This window comes from Pseudomonas sp. MDV22-iso1, assembly GCF_058145095.1.
This window is the reverse complement of the sequence record NZ_JBYVMF010000004.1, coordinates 24433-40385: the sequence shown is the minus strand read 5'-3', so window position 1 is coordinate 40385 and position 15953 is coordinate 24433. Positions and strand designations below refer to the sequence as shown.

The window sequence follows — 15953 nt, the reverse complement described above, 5'->3', positions numbered from 1 at the left end:
CCACATATCCATAACCTGCCCGCTATAGTTGGCAAGCCCGTCTCCGCCACGGATAATGCCCAGTTTTTCCACCCGCGCATCCAGGCGCCGCCGCGCTTGCGGTCGAAAGAGAGCCCCATGAAAGACACCATTCGTCAGCTGATCCAACAAGCCATCACCCAACTCGTCAACGAAGGTGTGTTGCCTGAAGGCCTGTCGCCGGCGATCCAGGTGGAAAACTCCCGAGACAAGAAGAACGGCGATTTCGCCAGCAACATCGCGATGATGCTCGCCAAACCGGCCGGCATGAAACCGCGCGACCTGGCCGAAAAAATCATCGCCGCGCTGCCGGCTGACGAGAACGTCACCAAGACTGAAATCGCCGGCCCAGGCTTCCTGAATTTCTTCCAGAACACCCAAGCCCTGGCCGCTCGCCTGGACGCCGCACTCGCCAACGAACACATCGGCGTGCGCAAGGCCGGCCCGGCCCAACGCACCGTTGTCGACCTGTCCGCCCCCAACCTCGCCAAGGAGATGCACGTCGGCCATTTGCGCTCGACCATCATCGGCGACGGCGTGGCTCGCGTACTGGAGTTTCTCGGCGACACCGTGATCCGTCAGAACCACGTCGGCGACTGGGGCACCCAGTTCGGCATGCTGATGGCTTATCTCCAGGAAAACCCGATCACCAGTGACGAGCTGTCGGATCTGGAAAATTTCTACCGTGCGGCCAAGCAACGCTTCGACGAATCCGAAGAGTTCGCCGACCGTGCCCGTGGCCTGGTGGTCAAGCTGCAAGCCGGCGACCCGGACTGCCTGGCGCTGTGGACCAAGTTCAAGGACATCTCGCTGTCCCACTGCCAGAAAATCTACGAGCTGTTGAACGTCAAGCTGACCATGGCCGACGTGATGGGTGAAAGCGCCTACAACGACGACCTGATCAACGTGGTCAACGACCTGAAGGCCGCCGGCATGCTTGTCGAAAGCAACGGCGCGCAGTGCGTTTTCCTCGACGAGTTCAAGAATGCCGATGGCGACCCGCTGCCGGTGATCATCGTCAAGGCTGACGGTGGCTACCTCTACGCGACCACCGACCTGGCGGCCGTGCGCTATCGCAGCAACGTACTGAAAGCCGATCGCGCACTGTATTTTGTCGATCAGCGCCAGGCCCTGCACTTCCAGCAGGTGTTCGCCGTGGCCCGCAAGGCAGGCTTCGTGACGCACCCGATGGAAATGGAACACATGGGCTTCGGCACCATGAACGGCGCTGACGGCCGTCCGTTCAAGACCCGTGACGGCGGCACCGTGAAGCTGATCGACCTGCTGATCGAAGCCCAGGAGCGCGCCTATACCCTGGTCAAGGACAAGAACCCCGAGCTGGCCGAAGTCGAGCTGCGCAACATCGCCAAGGTCGTAGGCATCGGCGCGGTCAAATACGCTGATCTGTCCAAGCACCGCACCAGCGATTACAGCTTCAACTTCGATCTGATGCTGAATTTCGAAGGCAATACTGCGCCGTATCTGTTGTACGCCTACACCCGTGTGGCCGGCGTGTTCCGCAAACTCGGCAAGGATTTCAGCGAAGTCGAAGGCCAGATCGTTCTGGAAGCGGAGCACGAGCACGAACTGGCGGCCAAACTGGCGCAGTTCGGTGAAGTCCTGAACAACGTTTCCGACAAAGGCACGCCGCACATTCTGTGCACGTACCTGTACGATGTGGCGGGCTTGTTCTCCAGCTTCTACGAGAACTGCCCGATCCTCAGTGCCGACACCCCGGCGCAAATGCAAAGCCGCCTGCGCCTCGCCGCGCTGACCGGTCGCACTCTCAAGCAAGGCCTGGAACTCTTGGGTCTGGAAACTCTGGAGCGTATGTAAGTTGGCTGCCAAGAAAAAACCTGCACCCAAGCGTGGCGCCAGCCGTTACCAAGCTCCTGCGAAGCAACCGATTCCGGGTTGGCTGTGGATGGCCATCGGTCTGACGGTCGGCGCGTTCATCGTGTTTCTGATGAAGCTGGAGCCTGGCAAGGGCAGCGAGAGCGTCAAGCGCGAGAAGATCGAGCAGCAGAAAGCCACGAAGATCGCCGAGGCCAACAAGACCCCGCCGAGCCCGACCCAACCGGTGAAGCCGAAGTACGACTTCTACACGTTGCTGCCGGAATCGGAAGTCATCGTGCCGCCGGATGCTGTCCCGGAGAAAACCCTGCCGACGCCGCAAGTGCCAGCGATTCCGACAACGCCGGTGACGCCTGAGCAAGCAGCGAAGATCGACACGGCACGGGCACAGGCGGCACTGGCCGGGATCACTCCACCGCCTGCGCCTCCGGTCTCCAAGGCGGCGCCAGTGACCAAGTTCTTCCTGCAAGCCGGTTCGTTCCGCAAAGAGGCTGACGCGGACAAGGTTCGGGCGCAGATCATCCTGCTGGGTCAGGCCGTAGCGGTTGAGTCCGGCACGGTGAAGGACGAGACCTGGTACCGCGTGTTGGTCGGGCCGTTCAGCAACCGCGAACAGCTGACCACCGCTCAGAAACAACTGGCGGGCAGCGGGTTTAGCAATTTGTTGTTACAACAACGCCAGAGCCGCTGACCCTGCGCCGCCACAGCGCCAGCAGGAGACAACAATCCCTGTAGGAGCTGCCGCAGGCTGCGATCTTTTGATTTTGTTTTTAAAGACAAGATCAAAAGATCGCAGCCTGCGGCAGCTCCTACGCGACTCGCACCACTCGTCTCCTCTCCCTCCCCGCAGTTGAAAAACCCGTCACCACCCCCATATGAGTTTGCATAAGGCATTTTCGCCCCGCTGCGTGGAGACTCTCCCTTGACCACCATCGTTTCAGTTCGCCGCCACGGCAAAGTCGTCATGGGCGGCGACGGCCAGGTTTCTCTCGGCAATACCGTGATGAAAGGCAACGCGAAGAAAGTTCGCCGCCTGTACCACGGTCAGGTTATCGCCGGTTTTGCCGGGGCCACGGCTGACGCTTTCACCCTCTTCGAGCGTTTTGAAGGCCAGCTTGAAAAACATCAGGGCCACCTGGTGCGCGCCGCCGTTGAACTCGCCAAAGAATGGCGCACCGACCGCTCCCTCAGCCGCCTCGAAGCCATGCTCGCGGTCGCCAACAAAGACGCTTCCCTGATCATTACCGGCAATGGTGACGTGGTCGAACCCGAAGGAGGTTTGATCGCCATGGGTTCAGGGGGTGGTTACGCCCAGGCCGCCGCCAGCGCGCTGATGAAGAAAACCGATCTGTCGGCTCGGGAAATCGTCGAAACCGCCTTGGGTATCGCCGGCGACATCTGTGTATTCACCAACCACACCCTGACCATTGAGGAGCAGGACTGCGCCGAGTAAGCCTGTTTAGGCCTTTGTGCCACGGCTCATTCTTGCTTGAGGTCCGCCAAATACTATGTCCATGACTCCCCGTGAAATCGTCCACGAACTCAATCGCCATATCATCGGCCAGGACGATGCCAAACGCGCCGTCGCCATCGCGCTGCGTAACCGCTGGCGCCGGATGCAGCTGCCTGAAGAGCTGCGCGTTGAAGTAACACCGAAGAACATCCTGATGATCGGCCCGACCGGTGTCGGCAAAACCGAAATCGCCCGTCGTCTGGCCAAACTCGCCAACGCGCCGTTCATCAAAGTCGAAGCGACCAAATTCACCGAGGTCGGCTATGTCGGCCGCGACGTTGAATCGATCATCCGTGACCTGGCAGATGCGGCTATCAAGCTGCTGCGCGAACAGGAAATGACCAAGGTGCGCCATCGCGCCGAAGACGCTGCCGAAGACCGTATTCTTGACGCCCTGCTGCCTCCGGCACGCGCGGGTTTCAACAGCGATGACACGGTAACGTCGGCCGACTCCAACACCCGCCAGCTGTTCCGCAAGCGTCTGCGCGAAGGTCAGCTGGATGACAAGGAAATCGAAATCGAAGTCGCCGAAGTGGCCGGCGTCGATATTTCCGCGCCGCCAGGCATGGAAGAAATGACCAACCAGTTGCAGAGCCTGTTTGCCAACATGGGCAAAGGCAAAAAGAAAAGCCGCAAGCTCAAGGTCAAGGAAGCGCTGAAGCTGGTCCGCGATGAAGAAGCCGGTCGACTGGTCAACGAAGAAGAGTTGAAGGCCAAGGCGCTGGAAGCGGTCGAGCAGCACGGCATCGTGTTCATCGACGAAATCGACAAGGTCGCCAAGCGCGGCAATTCCGGTGGTGTCGACGTGTCCCGTGAAGGCGTGCAGCGTGACTTGCTGCCGCTGATCGAAGGCTGCACCGTCAACACCAAGCTGGGCATGGTCAAGACCGACCACATCCTGTTCATTGCATCCGGCGCGTTCCACCTCAGCAAGCCAAGCGATCTGGTGCCTGAACTGCAAGGTCGTCTGCCGATCCGTGTCGAACTGAAGGCGCTGACGCCTGAAGACTTCGAGCGCATCCTCAGCGAACCCCATGCATCGCTGACCGAGCAATATTGCGCCCTGTTGAAAACCGAAGGGCTGGGCATCGAGTTCATGCCGGACGGCATCAAGCGCATTGCCGAGATTGCCTGGCAGGTTAACGAAAAGACCGAGAACATCGGTGCCCGTCGTTTGCACACGTTGCTTGAGCGCCTGCTTGAAGAGGTGTCGTTCAGTGCCGGCGACCTGGCCAGCAGCCACGACGGCAAGGTGATCCTGATCGACGCGGAATACGTCAACAGCCACTTGGGCGAATTGGCGCAGAACGAAGACCTGTCCCGTTATATCCTGTAGGTCATATTTACAGGCGAGCGTAGACCTGTGAGAGCGGGCTGATGTGGTGAGGGGATTTATCCCCGTTCGACCGCGAAGCAGTCGTGAATTGAATGCATGCGGCGTATCTGATACGCCGCAGTTGCAGATTTCAGGATCGCTTCGCGACCCAACGGGGATAAATCCCCTCGCCACAAAACCTGCTCCACATGTAGGTCACGCACCTACAACGGAACTTAGGTCATGACCCAGATCCCCACCGACATCAAACTCCACAAAGCCTCGAAAACCCTGTCGCTGAAATACGCGTCCGGCGAGGAACATCACCTGCCCGCCGAGTTCCTGCGCGTGCATTCTCCCTCCGCTGAGGTCCAGGGCCACGGCAAACCTATCCTGCAATTTGGCAAGATCGGCGTAGGACTGACCAAGGTAGAACCTGCCGGTCAGTACGCACTGAAATTGACCTTCGACGACGGGCACGACAGCGGCCTGTTCACCTGGGAATACCTGTACCAGCTGGGTGTGCGTCAGGAGGATCTCTGGAGCGATTATCTTGCCGAGCTCAAAGCGGCAGGAAAAACCCGCGACCCGAACGAATCCATCGTCAAGCTGATGCTCTAGCCCGCGCCTCTTGCTCATTAGTGGGCATTTTCTAATTTCATCTGTTTGAATGCTCCGCTTCAGGGCCGACGATTGGCCCGCTTGCGAAAAAAATTAAACTCGGGTAACCAATGGAGCTGGCAAGTTCCCTGCAGTGCTCTCTGCATAAAAAAGCAGTGGTGCAGATTATCGGTCACCCGAGCAGTAGTACCTGACGCGTGCTGTGCGACTGAACAGCGGAACAGGTACTCGTCTCAGGACAATGGAGCGTCGTAGATGAGTAACAAGAATAACGATGACCTGAAATCTCAGGCCTCGGAAAATACCTTGGGGCTGAATCCTGTCGTTGGACTGCGTGGAAAGGATCTGTTGGCGTCTGCTCGAATGGTGCTCAGGCAGGCCATCAAACAACCGATTCACAGTGCCAAGCACGTCGCCCATTTCGGGCTTGAGCTCAAGAACGTTTTGTTTGGCAAATCCGCGTTGCAACCGGGTGGTGATGACCGTCGTTTCGCCGATCCGGCCTGGAGCCAGAACCCGCTCTACAAACGCTACCTGCAAACCTACCTGGCGTGGCGCAAGGAACTCCACGACTGGATTGACGACAGTAACCTCGAGCCCAAGGACGTCGCTCGAGGGCATTTCGTGATCAACCTCATGACCGAAGCCATGGCCCCGACCAACAGTGCGGCCAACCCGGCGGCGGTCAAACGCTTCTTCGAAACCGGCGGCAAGAGCCTGCTCGACGGCCTCTCGCATCTGGCCAAGGACATGGTGCACAACGGCGGCATGCCGAGCCAGGTCAACATGGGTGCGTTCGAGGTGGGCAAGAGCCTGGGCGTAACCGAAGGCGCAGTCGTGTTTCGCAACGATGTGCTGGAGCTGATCCAGTACCGGCCAATCACCGAGCAAGTGCATGAGCGCCCGCTGCTGGTGGTGCCGCCACAGATCAACAAGTTCTACGTATTCGACCTGAGCCCGGACAAGAGCCTGGCGCGTTTCTGCCTGCGCAACAACGTGCAGACCTTCATCGTCAGCTGGCGCAACCCGACCAAGGAACAGCGCGAGTGGGGCCTGTCGACCTACATCGAAGCCCTGAAGGAAGCCGTGGACGTGGTCACCGCGATCACCGGCAGCAAAGACGTGAACATGCTGGGCGCGTGCTCCGGCGGCATTACCTGCACCGCGCTGCTGGGCCACTACGCGGCGATCGGCGAGAAGAAGGTCAATGCACTGACGCTGCTGGTCAGCGTGCTGGACACCACCCTGGACAGCGACGTGGCCCTGTTCGTCGACGAGCAGACCCTCGAGGCCGCCAAGCGTCACTCTTACCAAGCCGGGGTGCTGGAAGGCCGCGACATGGCGAAGGTCTTCGCCTGGATGCGTCCCAACGATCTGATCTGGAACTACTGGGTGAACAACTACCTGCTGGGCAACGAGCCGCCGGTGTTCGACATCCTGTTCTGGAACAACGACACCACTCGATTGCCAGCCGCGTTCCACGGCGACCTGATCGAGATGTTCAAAAGTAATCCACTGATCCGCCCCAATGCACTGGAAGTGTGCGGTACGCCGATCGACCTGAAGCAGGTCACTGCCGACATCTTCTCGCTGGCCGGCACCAACGACCACATCACGCCGTGGAAGTCTTGCTACAAGTCGGCGCAACTGTTTGGCGGCAAGGTCGAGTTCGTACTGTCGAGCAGCGGCCACATCCAAAGCATTCTGAACCCGCCGGGTAATCCGAAGTCACGTTACATGACCAGTGTCGACATGGCCGCCAACGCCGAGCAGTGGCAAGAAAACTCCACAAAGCACACCGACTCCTGGTGGTTGCACTGGCAGGCGTGGCAGGCGGAGCGCTCGGGCAAGCTGAAGAAATCGCCGACCGCTCTGGGAAACAAAACCTATGTCGCGGGCGAAGCTGCACCGGGCACTTATGTACATGAGCGGTAACTGACACACCCCACACTTCGGTAGGAGCTGCCGCAGGCTGCGATCTTTTGATCTTGACCCTTGAAGCAGGATCAAAAGATCGCAGCCTGCGGCAGCTCCTACAGGGTTGGGGATGAATTTGAGAGCGTGACCCACAGGGCCTGAAGCATGCCGCAACCGTTCGTTTTTCGTACCGTCGACCTGGATGGCCAGACCCTCCGGACCGCGGTACGCCCCGGCAAGCCTCATTTGACGCCCTTGCTGATTTTCAACGGCATCGGCGCCAACCTGGAGCTGGTATTTCCGTTTGTCGCGGCGCTGGACCCGGACCTGGAAGTCATCGCTTTCGATGTTCCCGGGGTCGGCGGTTCGTCGACACCCAATCGGCCGTATCGCTTTCCGGGTCTGGCAAAACTCACGGCGCGGATGCTCGACTACCTGGACTACGGGCAAGTCAACGTGATCGGCGTGTCCTGGGGGGGCGCCCTCGCCCAGCAGTTCGCCTACGATTATCCCGAGCGTTGCAAAAAACTCGTCCTGGCGGCGACAGCGGCCGGCGCAGTCATGGTGCCGGGCAAACCGAAGGTGCTGTGGATGATGGCCAGTCCCCGACGCTACATTCAGCCTTCTCACGTCATTCGCATTGCGCCGATGATCTATGGTGGCTCGTTCCGTCGCGACCCCACACTGGCGGCCAGCCATGCGGCGAAAGTGCGGTCGGCTGGCAAGCTCGGTTACTACTGGCAGCTGTTCGCCGGCCTTGGCTGGACCAGCATTCATTGGCTGCACAAGATCCATCAGCCGACGCTGGTATTGGCCGGTGATGATGATCCGCTGATCCCGTTGATCAACATGCGCTTGCTGGCATGGCGAATTCCCAACGCTCAGTTGCACGTCATCGATGACGGGCATCTGTTCCTCATTACCCGGGCCGAAGCGGTGGCCCCGATCATTATGAAATTCCTCGAGGAAGAACGGCAGCGCGCGGTGATGCACCCGCACCCGGCGCCATTGGGCGGTTAAGCCTCCCCATCGTCGGTCGGCAGGATGCCGCACCGCGCAACAACCCGTTGCAGCGTCTATGGTGTTCTGGTTCGGTACGTTTGTTTTTGGCCTGAAGACGAAGGAGTGTTGAGTCATGCGCGACAAACCAGTGAGGGATTCCTTACCCACTCCCGCCGCGTTCATCAACGCACAGAGTGCGATTACCGGCCTGCGTGGCCGTGATCTGTTTTCGACCTTGCGCAGTGTGGCCGCCCATGGCTTGCGCAATCCCGTGCACAGCGCCCGACACGCCTTGAGACTCGGCGGTCAACTGGGCCGCGTGTTGCTGGGAGAAACCTTGCACCCCACCAACCCGCAGGACAATCGGTTTGCCGATCCGGCGTGGAGCCTCAACCCTTTTTACCGCCGCAGTCTGCAGGCTTACCTGAGCTGGCAGAAACAGGTCAAAAGCTGGATCGACGAGAGCAACATGAACCCGGATGATCGCGCTCGCGCGCACTTCGCGTTCGCTTTGCTCAATGACGCCGTGGCGCCCTCCAACAGCTTGCTCAATCCGCTGGCCATCAAGGAAATTTTCAACTCCGGCGGCAACAGCCTCGTGCGCGGGGCCAGCCATCTGATCGACGATTTTCTGCACAACGACGGCCTGCCAAGGCAAGTCACCAAACAAGCTTTCGAAGTCGGCAAAACCGTCGCCACGACCACCGGCTCCGTGGTGTTTCGCAATGACATGCTGGAGCTGATCCAGTACAAGCCGATGAGCGAAAAACAGTATTCCAAACCCCTGCTGGTGGTGCCGCCCCAGATCAACAAGTACTACATTTTTGACCTGAGCCCGAGTAACAGCTTCGTCCAGTTCGCCCTGAAAAACGGTTTGCAGACGTTCATGATCAGCTGGCGCAACCCTGATGTGCGACATCGCGAATGGGGCCTTTCGTCCTACGTTGAAGCCGTGGAAGAAGCCATGAACGTGTGCCGGGCCATCACCGGCGCCCGCGAGGTCAACCTGATGGGCGCCTGCGCTGGCGGGCTGACCATCGCCGCGCTGCAGGGTCATTTGCAGGCCAAACGACAACTGCGTCGTGTCTCCAGCGCGACGTACCTGGTGAGCCTGCTCGACAGTCAGATGGACTCGCCAGCCACCCTGTTCGCCGACGAGCAGACGCTGGAAGCCGCCAAGCGTCGTTCCTATCAGAAAGGTGTGCTGGACGGGCGTGACATGGCAAAGGTATTCGCCTGGATGCGCCCCAACGATTTGATCTGGAGCTACTTCGTCAACAATTACCTGTTGGGCAAAGAGCCGCCAGCGTTCGACATCCTCTATTGGAACAACGACAACACGCGGCTGCCGGCAGCGTTGCACGGTGATCTGCTGGATTTCTTCAAACACAATCCACTGAGTCACCCAGGCGGTCTTGAAGTGTGCGGTACGCCGATAGACCTGCAAAAAGTCACGGTCGACAGCTTCAGCGTGGCCGGTATCAACGACCACATCACGCCCTGGGACGCGGTGTATCGCTCAACCTTGTTGTTAGGGGGTGACCGGCGTTTCGTGCTATCCAACAGCGGCCATGTACAAAGCATCCTGAACCCGCCGAGCAACCCGAAAGCCAACTACATCGAAGGCGCCAAGCTGAGCAGCGACCCACGCGCCTGGTATTACGACGCAAAGCAAGTCGACGGCAGCTGGTGGACTCAATGGCTGAGCTGGATTCAGGAACGTTCGGGCGCGCAAAAAGAAACCCACATGGCACTTGGCAACCAGAACTATCCACCGATGGAGGCAGCACCTGGCACCTATGTGCGCGTGCGCTGACGCTCAACGAACCATTAAGAAGACTGGATGAAAACCCGCGACCGGATTCTCGAATGTGCTTTGCAGTTGTTCAATCAGAAGGGCGAACCGAACGTTTCCACGATGGAAGTGGCCAACGAAATGGGCATCAGCCCTGGCAACCTCTACTACCATTTTCACGGCAAGGAACCGCTCATCCTAGGGTTATTCGAGCGCTTTCAAGCCGAGCTGGCACCGCTGCTCGATCCACCTGCGGATGTGGAACTGGCGCCGGAGGATTACTGGCTATTCCTGCACTTGATCGTCGAGCGGCTGGCGCATTACCGGTTTCTGTTCCAGGACCTGTCGAACCTTGCCGGACGCTTGCCGAAACTCGCCAAAGGCATCCGCAACCTGCTCAACGCGCTCAAGCGCACGCTGGCTTCGTTGTTGGCGCGTTTGAAGGCTCAGGGTCAGTTGGTCAGTGATACCCAGGCGTTGGGGCAACTGGTGGAGCAGATCACCATGACGCTGTTGTTCTCACTGGACTATCAGCGAATTCTGGATCGCGAGGGTGAAGTGAAGCTGGTGGTGTATCAGATCATGATGCTGGTGGCACCGCATTTGTTGCCGCCGATCAAGGCTGCAACGGAGCACATGGCGATGCAGTACCTGGAAGAACACGAATAACCCTCTCACTGGATAAACATATTTCACTGTAGGAGTGAGCCTGCTCGCGATGGTGTGGGGCCAGTCAATATCAATGTTGAATGACACACCGCAATCGCGAGCAGGCTCACTCCTACAGGGGATCTGCGGTGACTCTTAAAATGTTTTCACAAACAAAAACGCCCGACCTTTGCAGGCCGGGCGTTTTTTTGAGCCCTGAAATCAGGACTGACTGGTTGGCGTCGATGGGGCTGGCGCGACAGTCGGGGTGGCAGCAGGGGTCGGCGCGGCAGCAGAGTTCGATGTGCTGGCCGCAGGTGCCGGGGTTGCCGGTTTGGCGGCAGCCACTGCTGGTTTTGGTGCTGCGGCTTTCGGTGCCGCCGGTTTTTTCACTGCTGGCTTTTTGGCTGCGGCAGGTTTTGCCGCTGGCTTGGCTGCAGGTTTGGCTGCTGCCGTTTTCGCTGCGGGCTTGGCCGCAGGTTTAGCAGCCGGCTTGGTGGCAGGTTTGGCGGCGACCGGTTTGGCCGCGGCCTTAGCTACTGCTTTGGCTGCCGGTTTTGCGGCAGCGGTTTTAGCGGCGACTTTGGCGGCTGGTTTGGCCACTGCTTTAGCAGCTGCCTTGACCAGTGGCTTGGCAGCCGTTTTGGCCGCGGGTTTAGCCGCTGCCGTTTTAGCTGCAGGTTTTGCCGCTGCGGTTTTCGTCGCAACAGGCGCAACCTTGGCACCGGTGAGTCTTTCGATCTGCTTGGTCAGGGTATCGACCTTGCTGTGCAGGGCTTTGACTTCATTGCGGCTTGGAACGCCCAAGCGCGAAATGGCACTGTTCAGGCGCTTGTCAAAAGCACCTTCCAGCTCGTCCCACTTGCCCAGCGCACGATCTTTAACACCGGTAATGCGCGACTTGGCCGAGGTAGCGGAGTCCTTGGCAGCGTCGACTTTCTTGCCGACTGCGTTCTTGGTGAGCTTCTCGGCTTTCTCGCCGTCTTTGACCAATGTATCGAAGAGCTTGCCGCCGTCATTGTCGATCTTCGAGTACACGCCTAAACCAGCCAGCCAGATTTTGCGGGAGTAGTCTTCGACTTTCCCGATCCACGAGCTGCCTTCTTTTTCGGTGTTCTTTTTACCAGCCATCCCGTTCTCCTTAAGATTTACGCGCGACGCGTTCGAGCAATGCCGTCAACTCATCGAGCTTAGCAGACAGCGTCTCAACGTCATGTTTAGACGGAATGCCGATACGATTCAAGGCACTTGCGACACGCGAGTCAAAAGCCTTCTCGACTTTGTCGAGTTGAACTTCGACCTTGCCTTTGAAAGTGCTGACTTCGCTCTTCGCTTCTTCGATCTCGGTGTTGGCTGCTTCAAGTTTCTCAGCAACTACCTTTTTGCCTTTCTTTTCAACAGTTTGACCTTCTTTGATCAACTCTTGAAAGTACTCGCTGCCTTCTTGTCCGACCTTGGTGTAGGCACCCAGGCCTGCCAGCCAGATCTTGCGGGCATAGGATTTGACGTCGCCCAGAGCAGTGGTCGTAACGTCGATTTTTTTCTTCAAAATAACTTTGGCCATGGTGCACCTCACGCGCAGAAGGTTTGAGGAACTGCCCGCGAAAGAGTCGGGCTCAGGCACAAAGTAGTGAGAATAATTAGAAACGGCACCCTAACAACTGACATAAATCTCTGGCTTCACCACAAAACAAATTTAGGAGTGAGCCTGCTCGCGATAGCTGCCTATCAGTCGAAACTAATGTTGACTGACAGACCGCTATCGCGAGCAGGCTCACTCCTACAGGGGGAAGGGATTTCAATCCGGAATCAGACCAACGCTTTATCCAGGGCCTTCTCGATTTCCGATTTGATCGTGCCGCTCATGGCCGACATCAGCATGCCCAGCTCCACATCCACCTTGATCGAGTCCTCGCCGACCTGCACCGTGCCTTTTACGCCCGAGCGTTTGAGGTTCAGGGTGTCGCCGGACCATTGCGGCTCCAGGCCATATTGGTCGGACAGTTTCTGCGCCAGCTTTTCAGCCTTCTCGCGGGCCGCTTCCTTACCCAGGCCGTGGGCACGTTCAACACTAATTCGGGCCATCGAATGACTCCTGCTTGATGAATACTTCCTGAAGCATCTTGACCGCCGCTGCGGCAAAACGTCCCGGTGTTTCCTTATCTTACCTTTACCCACTCCAAGACAAAGCAGGCCACCGGGATTAGAATGTCCCGCATTCTCTTCTGGTGACAGCGATATGACTGATCAGCGCAAAGGCAGCGATGCCGAACCCACCACTCACTTCGGTTTCAAAAACGTTCCGGAAAGCCAAAAAGCGGAAAAAGTCGCTGAGGTTTTTCACTCGGTAGCCGCCAAGTACGACCTGATGAACGACCTCCTGTCGGGCGGCATGCACCGTCTGTGGAAGCGTTTCGCAATCGAACTGTCGGGCGTGCGCACCGGTAATCGCGTACTGGACATCGCGGGTGGCACCGGCGACCTGACCAAAAAATTCTCGCACCTCGTTGGCCCGACCGGCCAGGTGGTGTTGGCCGACATCAACGAATCCATGCTCAAGGTCGGTCGTGACCGCCTGCTGGACCTCGGTGTTGCCGGCAACGTTGAGTTCGTCCAGGCAGACGCTGAAAAGCTGCCGTTCCCGGACAACCATTTCGACTGCGTGACCATCGCTTTTGGCCTGCGCAACGTCACGCACAAAGAAGACGCCCTGCGTTCGATGTTGCGCGTACTGAAACCGGGCGGCCGTCTGCTGGTTCTGGAGTTCTCCAAACCGACCAACGCGCTGATGTCCAAGGCCTACGACGCCTATTCGTTCGCGTTCATGCCGCTGATGGGCAAGCTGATCACCAACGACTCGGAGAGCTATCGCTACCTGGCCGAATCGATCCGCATGCACCCGAATCAGGAAACCCTGAAATCGATGATGGTCGAGGCCGGTTTCGACCGCGTGACCTATCACAACATGACCGCAGGCATCGTTGCCTTGCACCGCGGCATCAAACCCTGATGTTGCTCGCCGGTCTGCTCGCCAGCGTTGAACTCGGTCTGAACCGGGTGCTGCGTCTCGACAGCACGGCACTGCCACGGCTCGCGCATTTGAGTGGCAGGGTGATTGCCGTCGATTGCCGCAGCCCGGCATTTCAGCTGTTCATCCTGCCCAGTGACGAAGGCCTGATGCTCGCTTCCCAGTGGGAAACCGGCGCCGACTGCACTTTGCGTGCACCCGCCTCAAGCCTGCTGAAACTGGCGATGAGCAAAGACAAGACCGCGGTGCTGCATGGCCCCGAAGTCGAGCTCGACGGTGACAGCGGTGTGCTGCTGGAACTGGCGGCGATCCTTCAGGACCTCGAACTGGATTGGGAGTACGAACTCTCGCGCTGGCTGGGACCGGTGGCCACGCAACTGGTTGGCGGTCATCTGCGCAGCCGCGCACGTTGGTACCAGCAAGGATTCACAAGCCTGGGGCAGAACCTGGGTGAATACCTGGCCGAAGAATCGCGAACCCTCGTCGGTCAGCGCGAAGCCGAAGCCCGTTTCAGTGAACTGGACCAGATCAAACTCGATCTGGAACGTCTCGAGGCGCGTTTCGAGCGCCTTTCCCGATCCCTCGACCCAAGCGATAACGCATGAAGCTGCTTGCCGTCCGCCGTTTGTTGCGCATCCAGCGCGTTGTGATTCGCTACCGCCTCGATGACCTTCTCTTCGCCCTGCCGCTGCCCTGGTTTCTGCTGGCGCTGCGCTATGCCTTGCCGTGGCGCTGGTTCCCGCGCAAAACCCTGGACCTGACCCGAGGCGCACGTTTGCGTCTGGCATTACAGGACCTGGGGCCGATCTTCATCAAGTTCGGACAGATACTGTCCACCCGTCGTGATCTGCTTCCCGAAGACATTGCCGATGAACTGATGAAGCTTCAGGACCGGGTGCCTCCGTTCGATTCGCAAGTGTCGGTCAAGCTGATCGAAGAACAGCTCGGCAAAAAGATCAGCGAAGTGTTCAGTCGCTTTGACGTTGAGCCCCTGGCCTCGGCTTCGGTGGCGCAGGTGCATGCCGCGCAACTGAAAACCGGCGAAGAAGTCGTGGTCAAGGTTATCCGCCCGGGCCTGAAGCCGATCATTGCGCAGGATCTGGCCTGGCTGTTCATCCTCGCCCGAGCTGCAGAAAAGCTATCGGCCGACGCCCGCCTGCTACACCCGGTGGACGTGGTCCTGGACTACGAAAAAACCATCTACGACGAACTCGACCTGCTGCGCGAAGCTGCGAATGCCAGTCAGTTGAAACGCAACTTCGAAGGCTCACCACTGCTCTACGTCCCCCAGGTCTATTGGGATTGGTGCCGGCCGAAAGTGCTGGTGATGGAGCGTATCTACGGCATTCAGGTCACTGATCTGGCCACCCTCGCTGACCAGCGCACCGACATGAAAATGCTCGCCGAGCGCGGCGTGGAGATCTTCTTCACCCAAGTGTTCCGCGACAGTTTCTTCCACGCCGACATGCACCCGGGCAACATTTTCGTCAGCACCGTGAACCCGTGGAGCCCGCAATACATTGCCATCGACTGCGGCATCGTCGGCAGCCTGACTCCGGAAGATCAGGATTACCTGGCGCGCAACCTGTTCGCGTTTTTCAAACGTGACTACCGGCGAGTCGCCCAACTGCACATCGATTCAGGATGGGTACCGGCAGAGACCAAACTGAATGAATTCGAGGCAGCGATTCGCACCGTATGCGAACCGATTTTCGAAAAACCGTTAAAAGATATTTCCTTCGGACAGGTCCTGATGCGCCTGTTCCAGACCGCTCGGCGCTTCAACATGGAAGTGCAGCCGCAGCTGGTGCTGCTGCAGAAAACCCTGTTGAACATCGAAGGCCTGGGCCGTCAGCTGTACCCGGACCTGGACCTGTGGAACACCGCCCAGCCGTTCCTCGAACGCTGGATGCGTGAGCGCGTCAGCCCGAAAGCCTTGATTGGCAACGTTCAGAGCCAGTTTGAGCAATTGCCGCACCTGGCGAATATGGCTCGCGACCTGCTCGAACGCATGTCCCAACCCCACGCCTACGACCCACCGCCGCCGTGGCACAAACGCAAGGACGACTGGTTCCTGCGGCTGCTCGGCTGCGCTCACCTGGCCGGTGGCGCTATTTTGCTTGCCGGTGGACCGCTGGGTGAAATGGGTCATTGGCCGGCCGGAATCATGGTGGCTGTCGGTTTGTATCTGGTCGTTCGCCGATAGCCAGTCGCGCAACACGCTGGCACACTGTTTCAACGC

Annotated in this window: 15 protein-coding genes; 12 read left to right on the top strand and 3 right to left on the bottom strand. The window is 58.7% G+C overall.

Features of this window, described 5'->3' with window-relative positions; translation table 11 throughout:
* Positions 1 to 117 precede the first annotated feature (117 nt).
* The 9 genes from argS to AC3ZVB_RS06485 all read left to right on the top strand — a co-directional run bounded on the left by argS (position 118) and on the right by AC3ZVB_RS06485 (position 10704).
* On the top strand, positions 118 to 1854 hold the full coding sequence (gene argS, locus AC3ZVB_RS06525) for an arginine--tRNA ligase (RefSeq protein WP_490146107.1): 1737 nt from the start codon (positions 118 to 120) through the stop codon (positions 1852 to 1854).
* A 1-nt stretch (position 1855) separates the two neighbouring features.
* Complete coding sequence (locus AC3ZVB_RS06520) at positions 1856 to 2563, top strand: SPOR domain-containing protein (protein WP_008149545.1); 708 nt, start codon at positions 1856 to 1858, stop codon at positions 2561 to 2563.
* Between the two features lie 231 nt (positions 2564 to 2794).
* On the top strand, positions 2795 to 3325 hold the full coding sequence (gene hslV, locus AC3ZVB_RS06515) for an ATP-dependent protease subunit HslV (RefSeq protein ID WP_162440024.1): 531 nt from the start codon (positions 2795 to 2797) through the stop codon (positions 3323 to 3325).
* A gap of 55 nt (positions 3326 to 3380) precedes the next feature.
* On the top strand, positions 3381 to 4721 hold the full coding sequence (hslU, locus tag AC3ZVB_RS06510; protein ID WP_162440023.1) for an ATP-dependent protease ATPase subunit HslU: 1341 nt from the start codon (positions 3381 to 3383) through the stop codon (positions 4719 to 4721).
* Between the two features lie 222 nt (positions 4722 to 4943).
* Positions 4944 to 5321 (top strand): gamma-butyrobetaine hydroxylase family protein, encoded by a 378-nt coding sequence (locus tag AC3ZVB_RS06505; RefSeq protein ID WP_490146106.1) that lies wholly within the window; start codon positions 4944 to 4946, stop codon positions 5319 to 5321.
* Positions 5322 to 5576: 255 nt separating this feature from the next.
* Complete coding sequence (phaC, locus tag AC3ZVB_RS06500; RefSeq protein WP_194691674.1) at positions 5577 to 7256, top strand: class II poly(R)-hydroxyalkanoic acid synthase; 1680 nt, start codon at positions 5577 to 5579, stop codon at positions 7254 to 7256.
* Positions 7257 to 7403: 147 nt separating this feature from the next.
* Entirely contained in the window at positions 7404 to 8258 is an 855-nt protein-coding gene (phaZ, locus tag AC3ZVB_RS06495) for a poly(3-hydroxyalkanoate) depolymerase (protein WP_162440020.1), read from the top strand.
* Positions 8259 to 8373: 115 nt separating this feature from the next.
* Positions 8374 to 10056, top strand: a complete 1683-nt coding sequence (gene phaC, locus AC3ZVB_RS06490; protein ID WP_162440019.1) for a class II poly(R)-hydroxyalkanoic acid synthase — start codon at positions 8374 to 8376, stop codon at positions 10054 to 10056.
* Between the two features lie 27 nt (positions 10057 to 10083).
* On the top strand, positions 10084 to 10704 hold the full coding sequence (locus AC3ZVB_RS06485; RefSeq protein ID WP_162440018.1) for a TetR/AcrR family transcriptional regulator: 621 nt from the start codon (positions 10084 to 10086) through the stop codon (positions 10702 to 10704).
* A gap of 201 nt (positions 10705 to 10905) precedes the next feature.
* On the opposite strand, the gene AC3ZVB_RS06480 is transcribed toward AC3ZVB_RS06485, so the two are convergent.
* The 3 genes from AC3ZVB_RS06480 to AC3ZVB_RS06470 form a co-directional block, all read right to left on the bottom strand.
* Entirely contained in the window at positions 10906 to 11814 is a 909-nt protein-coding gene (locus AC3ZVB_RS06480; protein ID WP_490146105.1) for a phasin family protein, read from the bottom strand.
* Positions 11815 to 11824: 10 nt separating this feature from the next.
* Positions 11825 to 12247 (bottom strand): phasin family protein, encoded by a 423-nt coding sequence (locus AC3ZVB_RS06475; RefSeq protein ID WP_162440016.1) that lies wholly within the window; start codon positions 12245 to 12247, stop codon positions 11825 to 11827.
* A 245-nt stretch (positions 12248 to 12492) separates the two neighbouring features.
* The gene (locus tag AC3ZVB_RS06470) at positions 12493 to 12768 is read right to left on the bottom strand and encodes a polyhydroxyalkanoic acid system family protein (RefSeq protein WP_162440015.1); all 276 of its coding nucleotides are present in this window, start codon (positions 12766 to 12768) and stop codon (positions 12493 to 12495) included.
* A gap of 154 nt (positions 12769 to 12922) precedes the next feature.
* Here AC3ZVB_RS06470 and ubiE point away from each other — a divergent pair, with 154 nt between their 5' ends.
* Genes ubiE through ubiB form a run of 3 tightly spaced genes read left to right on the top strand, consistent with a single transcriptional unit; the run spans position 12923 to position 15917 of the window.
* On the top strand, positions 12923 to 13693 hold the full coding sequence (ubiE, locus tag AC3ZVB_RS06465) for a bifunctional demethylmenaquinone methyltransferase/2-methoxy-6-polyprenyl-1,4-benzoquinol methylase UbiE (RefSeq protein ID WP_007948968.1): 771 nt from the start codon (positions 12923 to 12925) through the stop codon (positions 13691 to 13693).
* Positions 13693 to 14316: a ubiquinone biosynthesis accessory factor UbiJ gene (locus AC3ZVB_RS06460; RefSeq protein WP_162440014.1), complete on the top strand. Its 624-nt coding sequence runs from the start codon at positions 13693 to 13695 to the stop codon at positions 14314 to 14316. Before ubiE ends, AC3ZVB_RS06460 begins: the two co-directional genes overlap by 1 nt.
* Positions 14313 to 15917 carry a ubiquinone biosynthesis regulatory protein kinase UbiB gene (gene ubiB / locus AC3ZVB_RS06455; RefSeq protein WP_162440013.1) on the top strand — a complete coding sequence of 535 codons (1605 nt, stop codon included), beginning with the start codon at positions 14313 to 14315 and terminating at the stop codon, positions 15915 to 15917. The genes AC3ZVB_RS06460 and ubiB overlap by 4 nt, the downstream gene beginning before the upstream one ends.
* Positions 15918 to 15953: the final 36 nt, after the last annotated feature.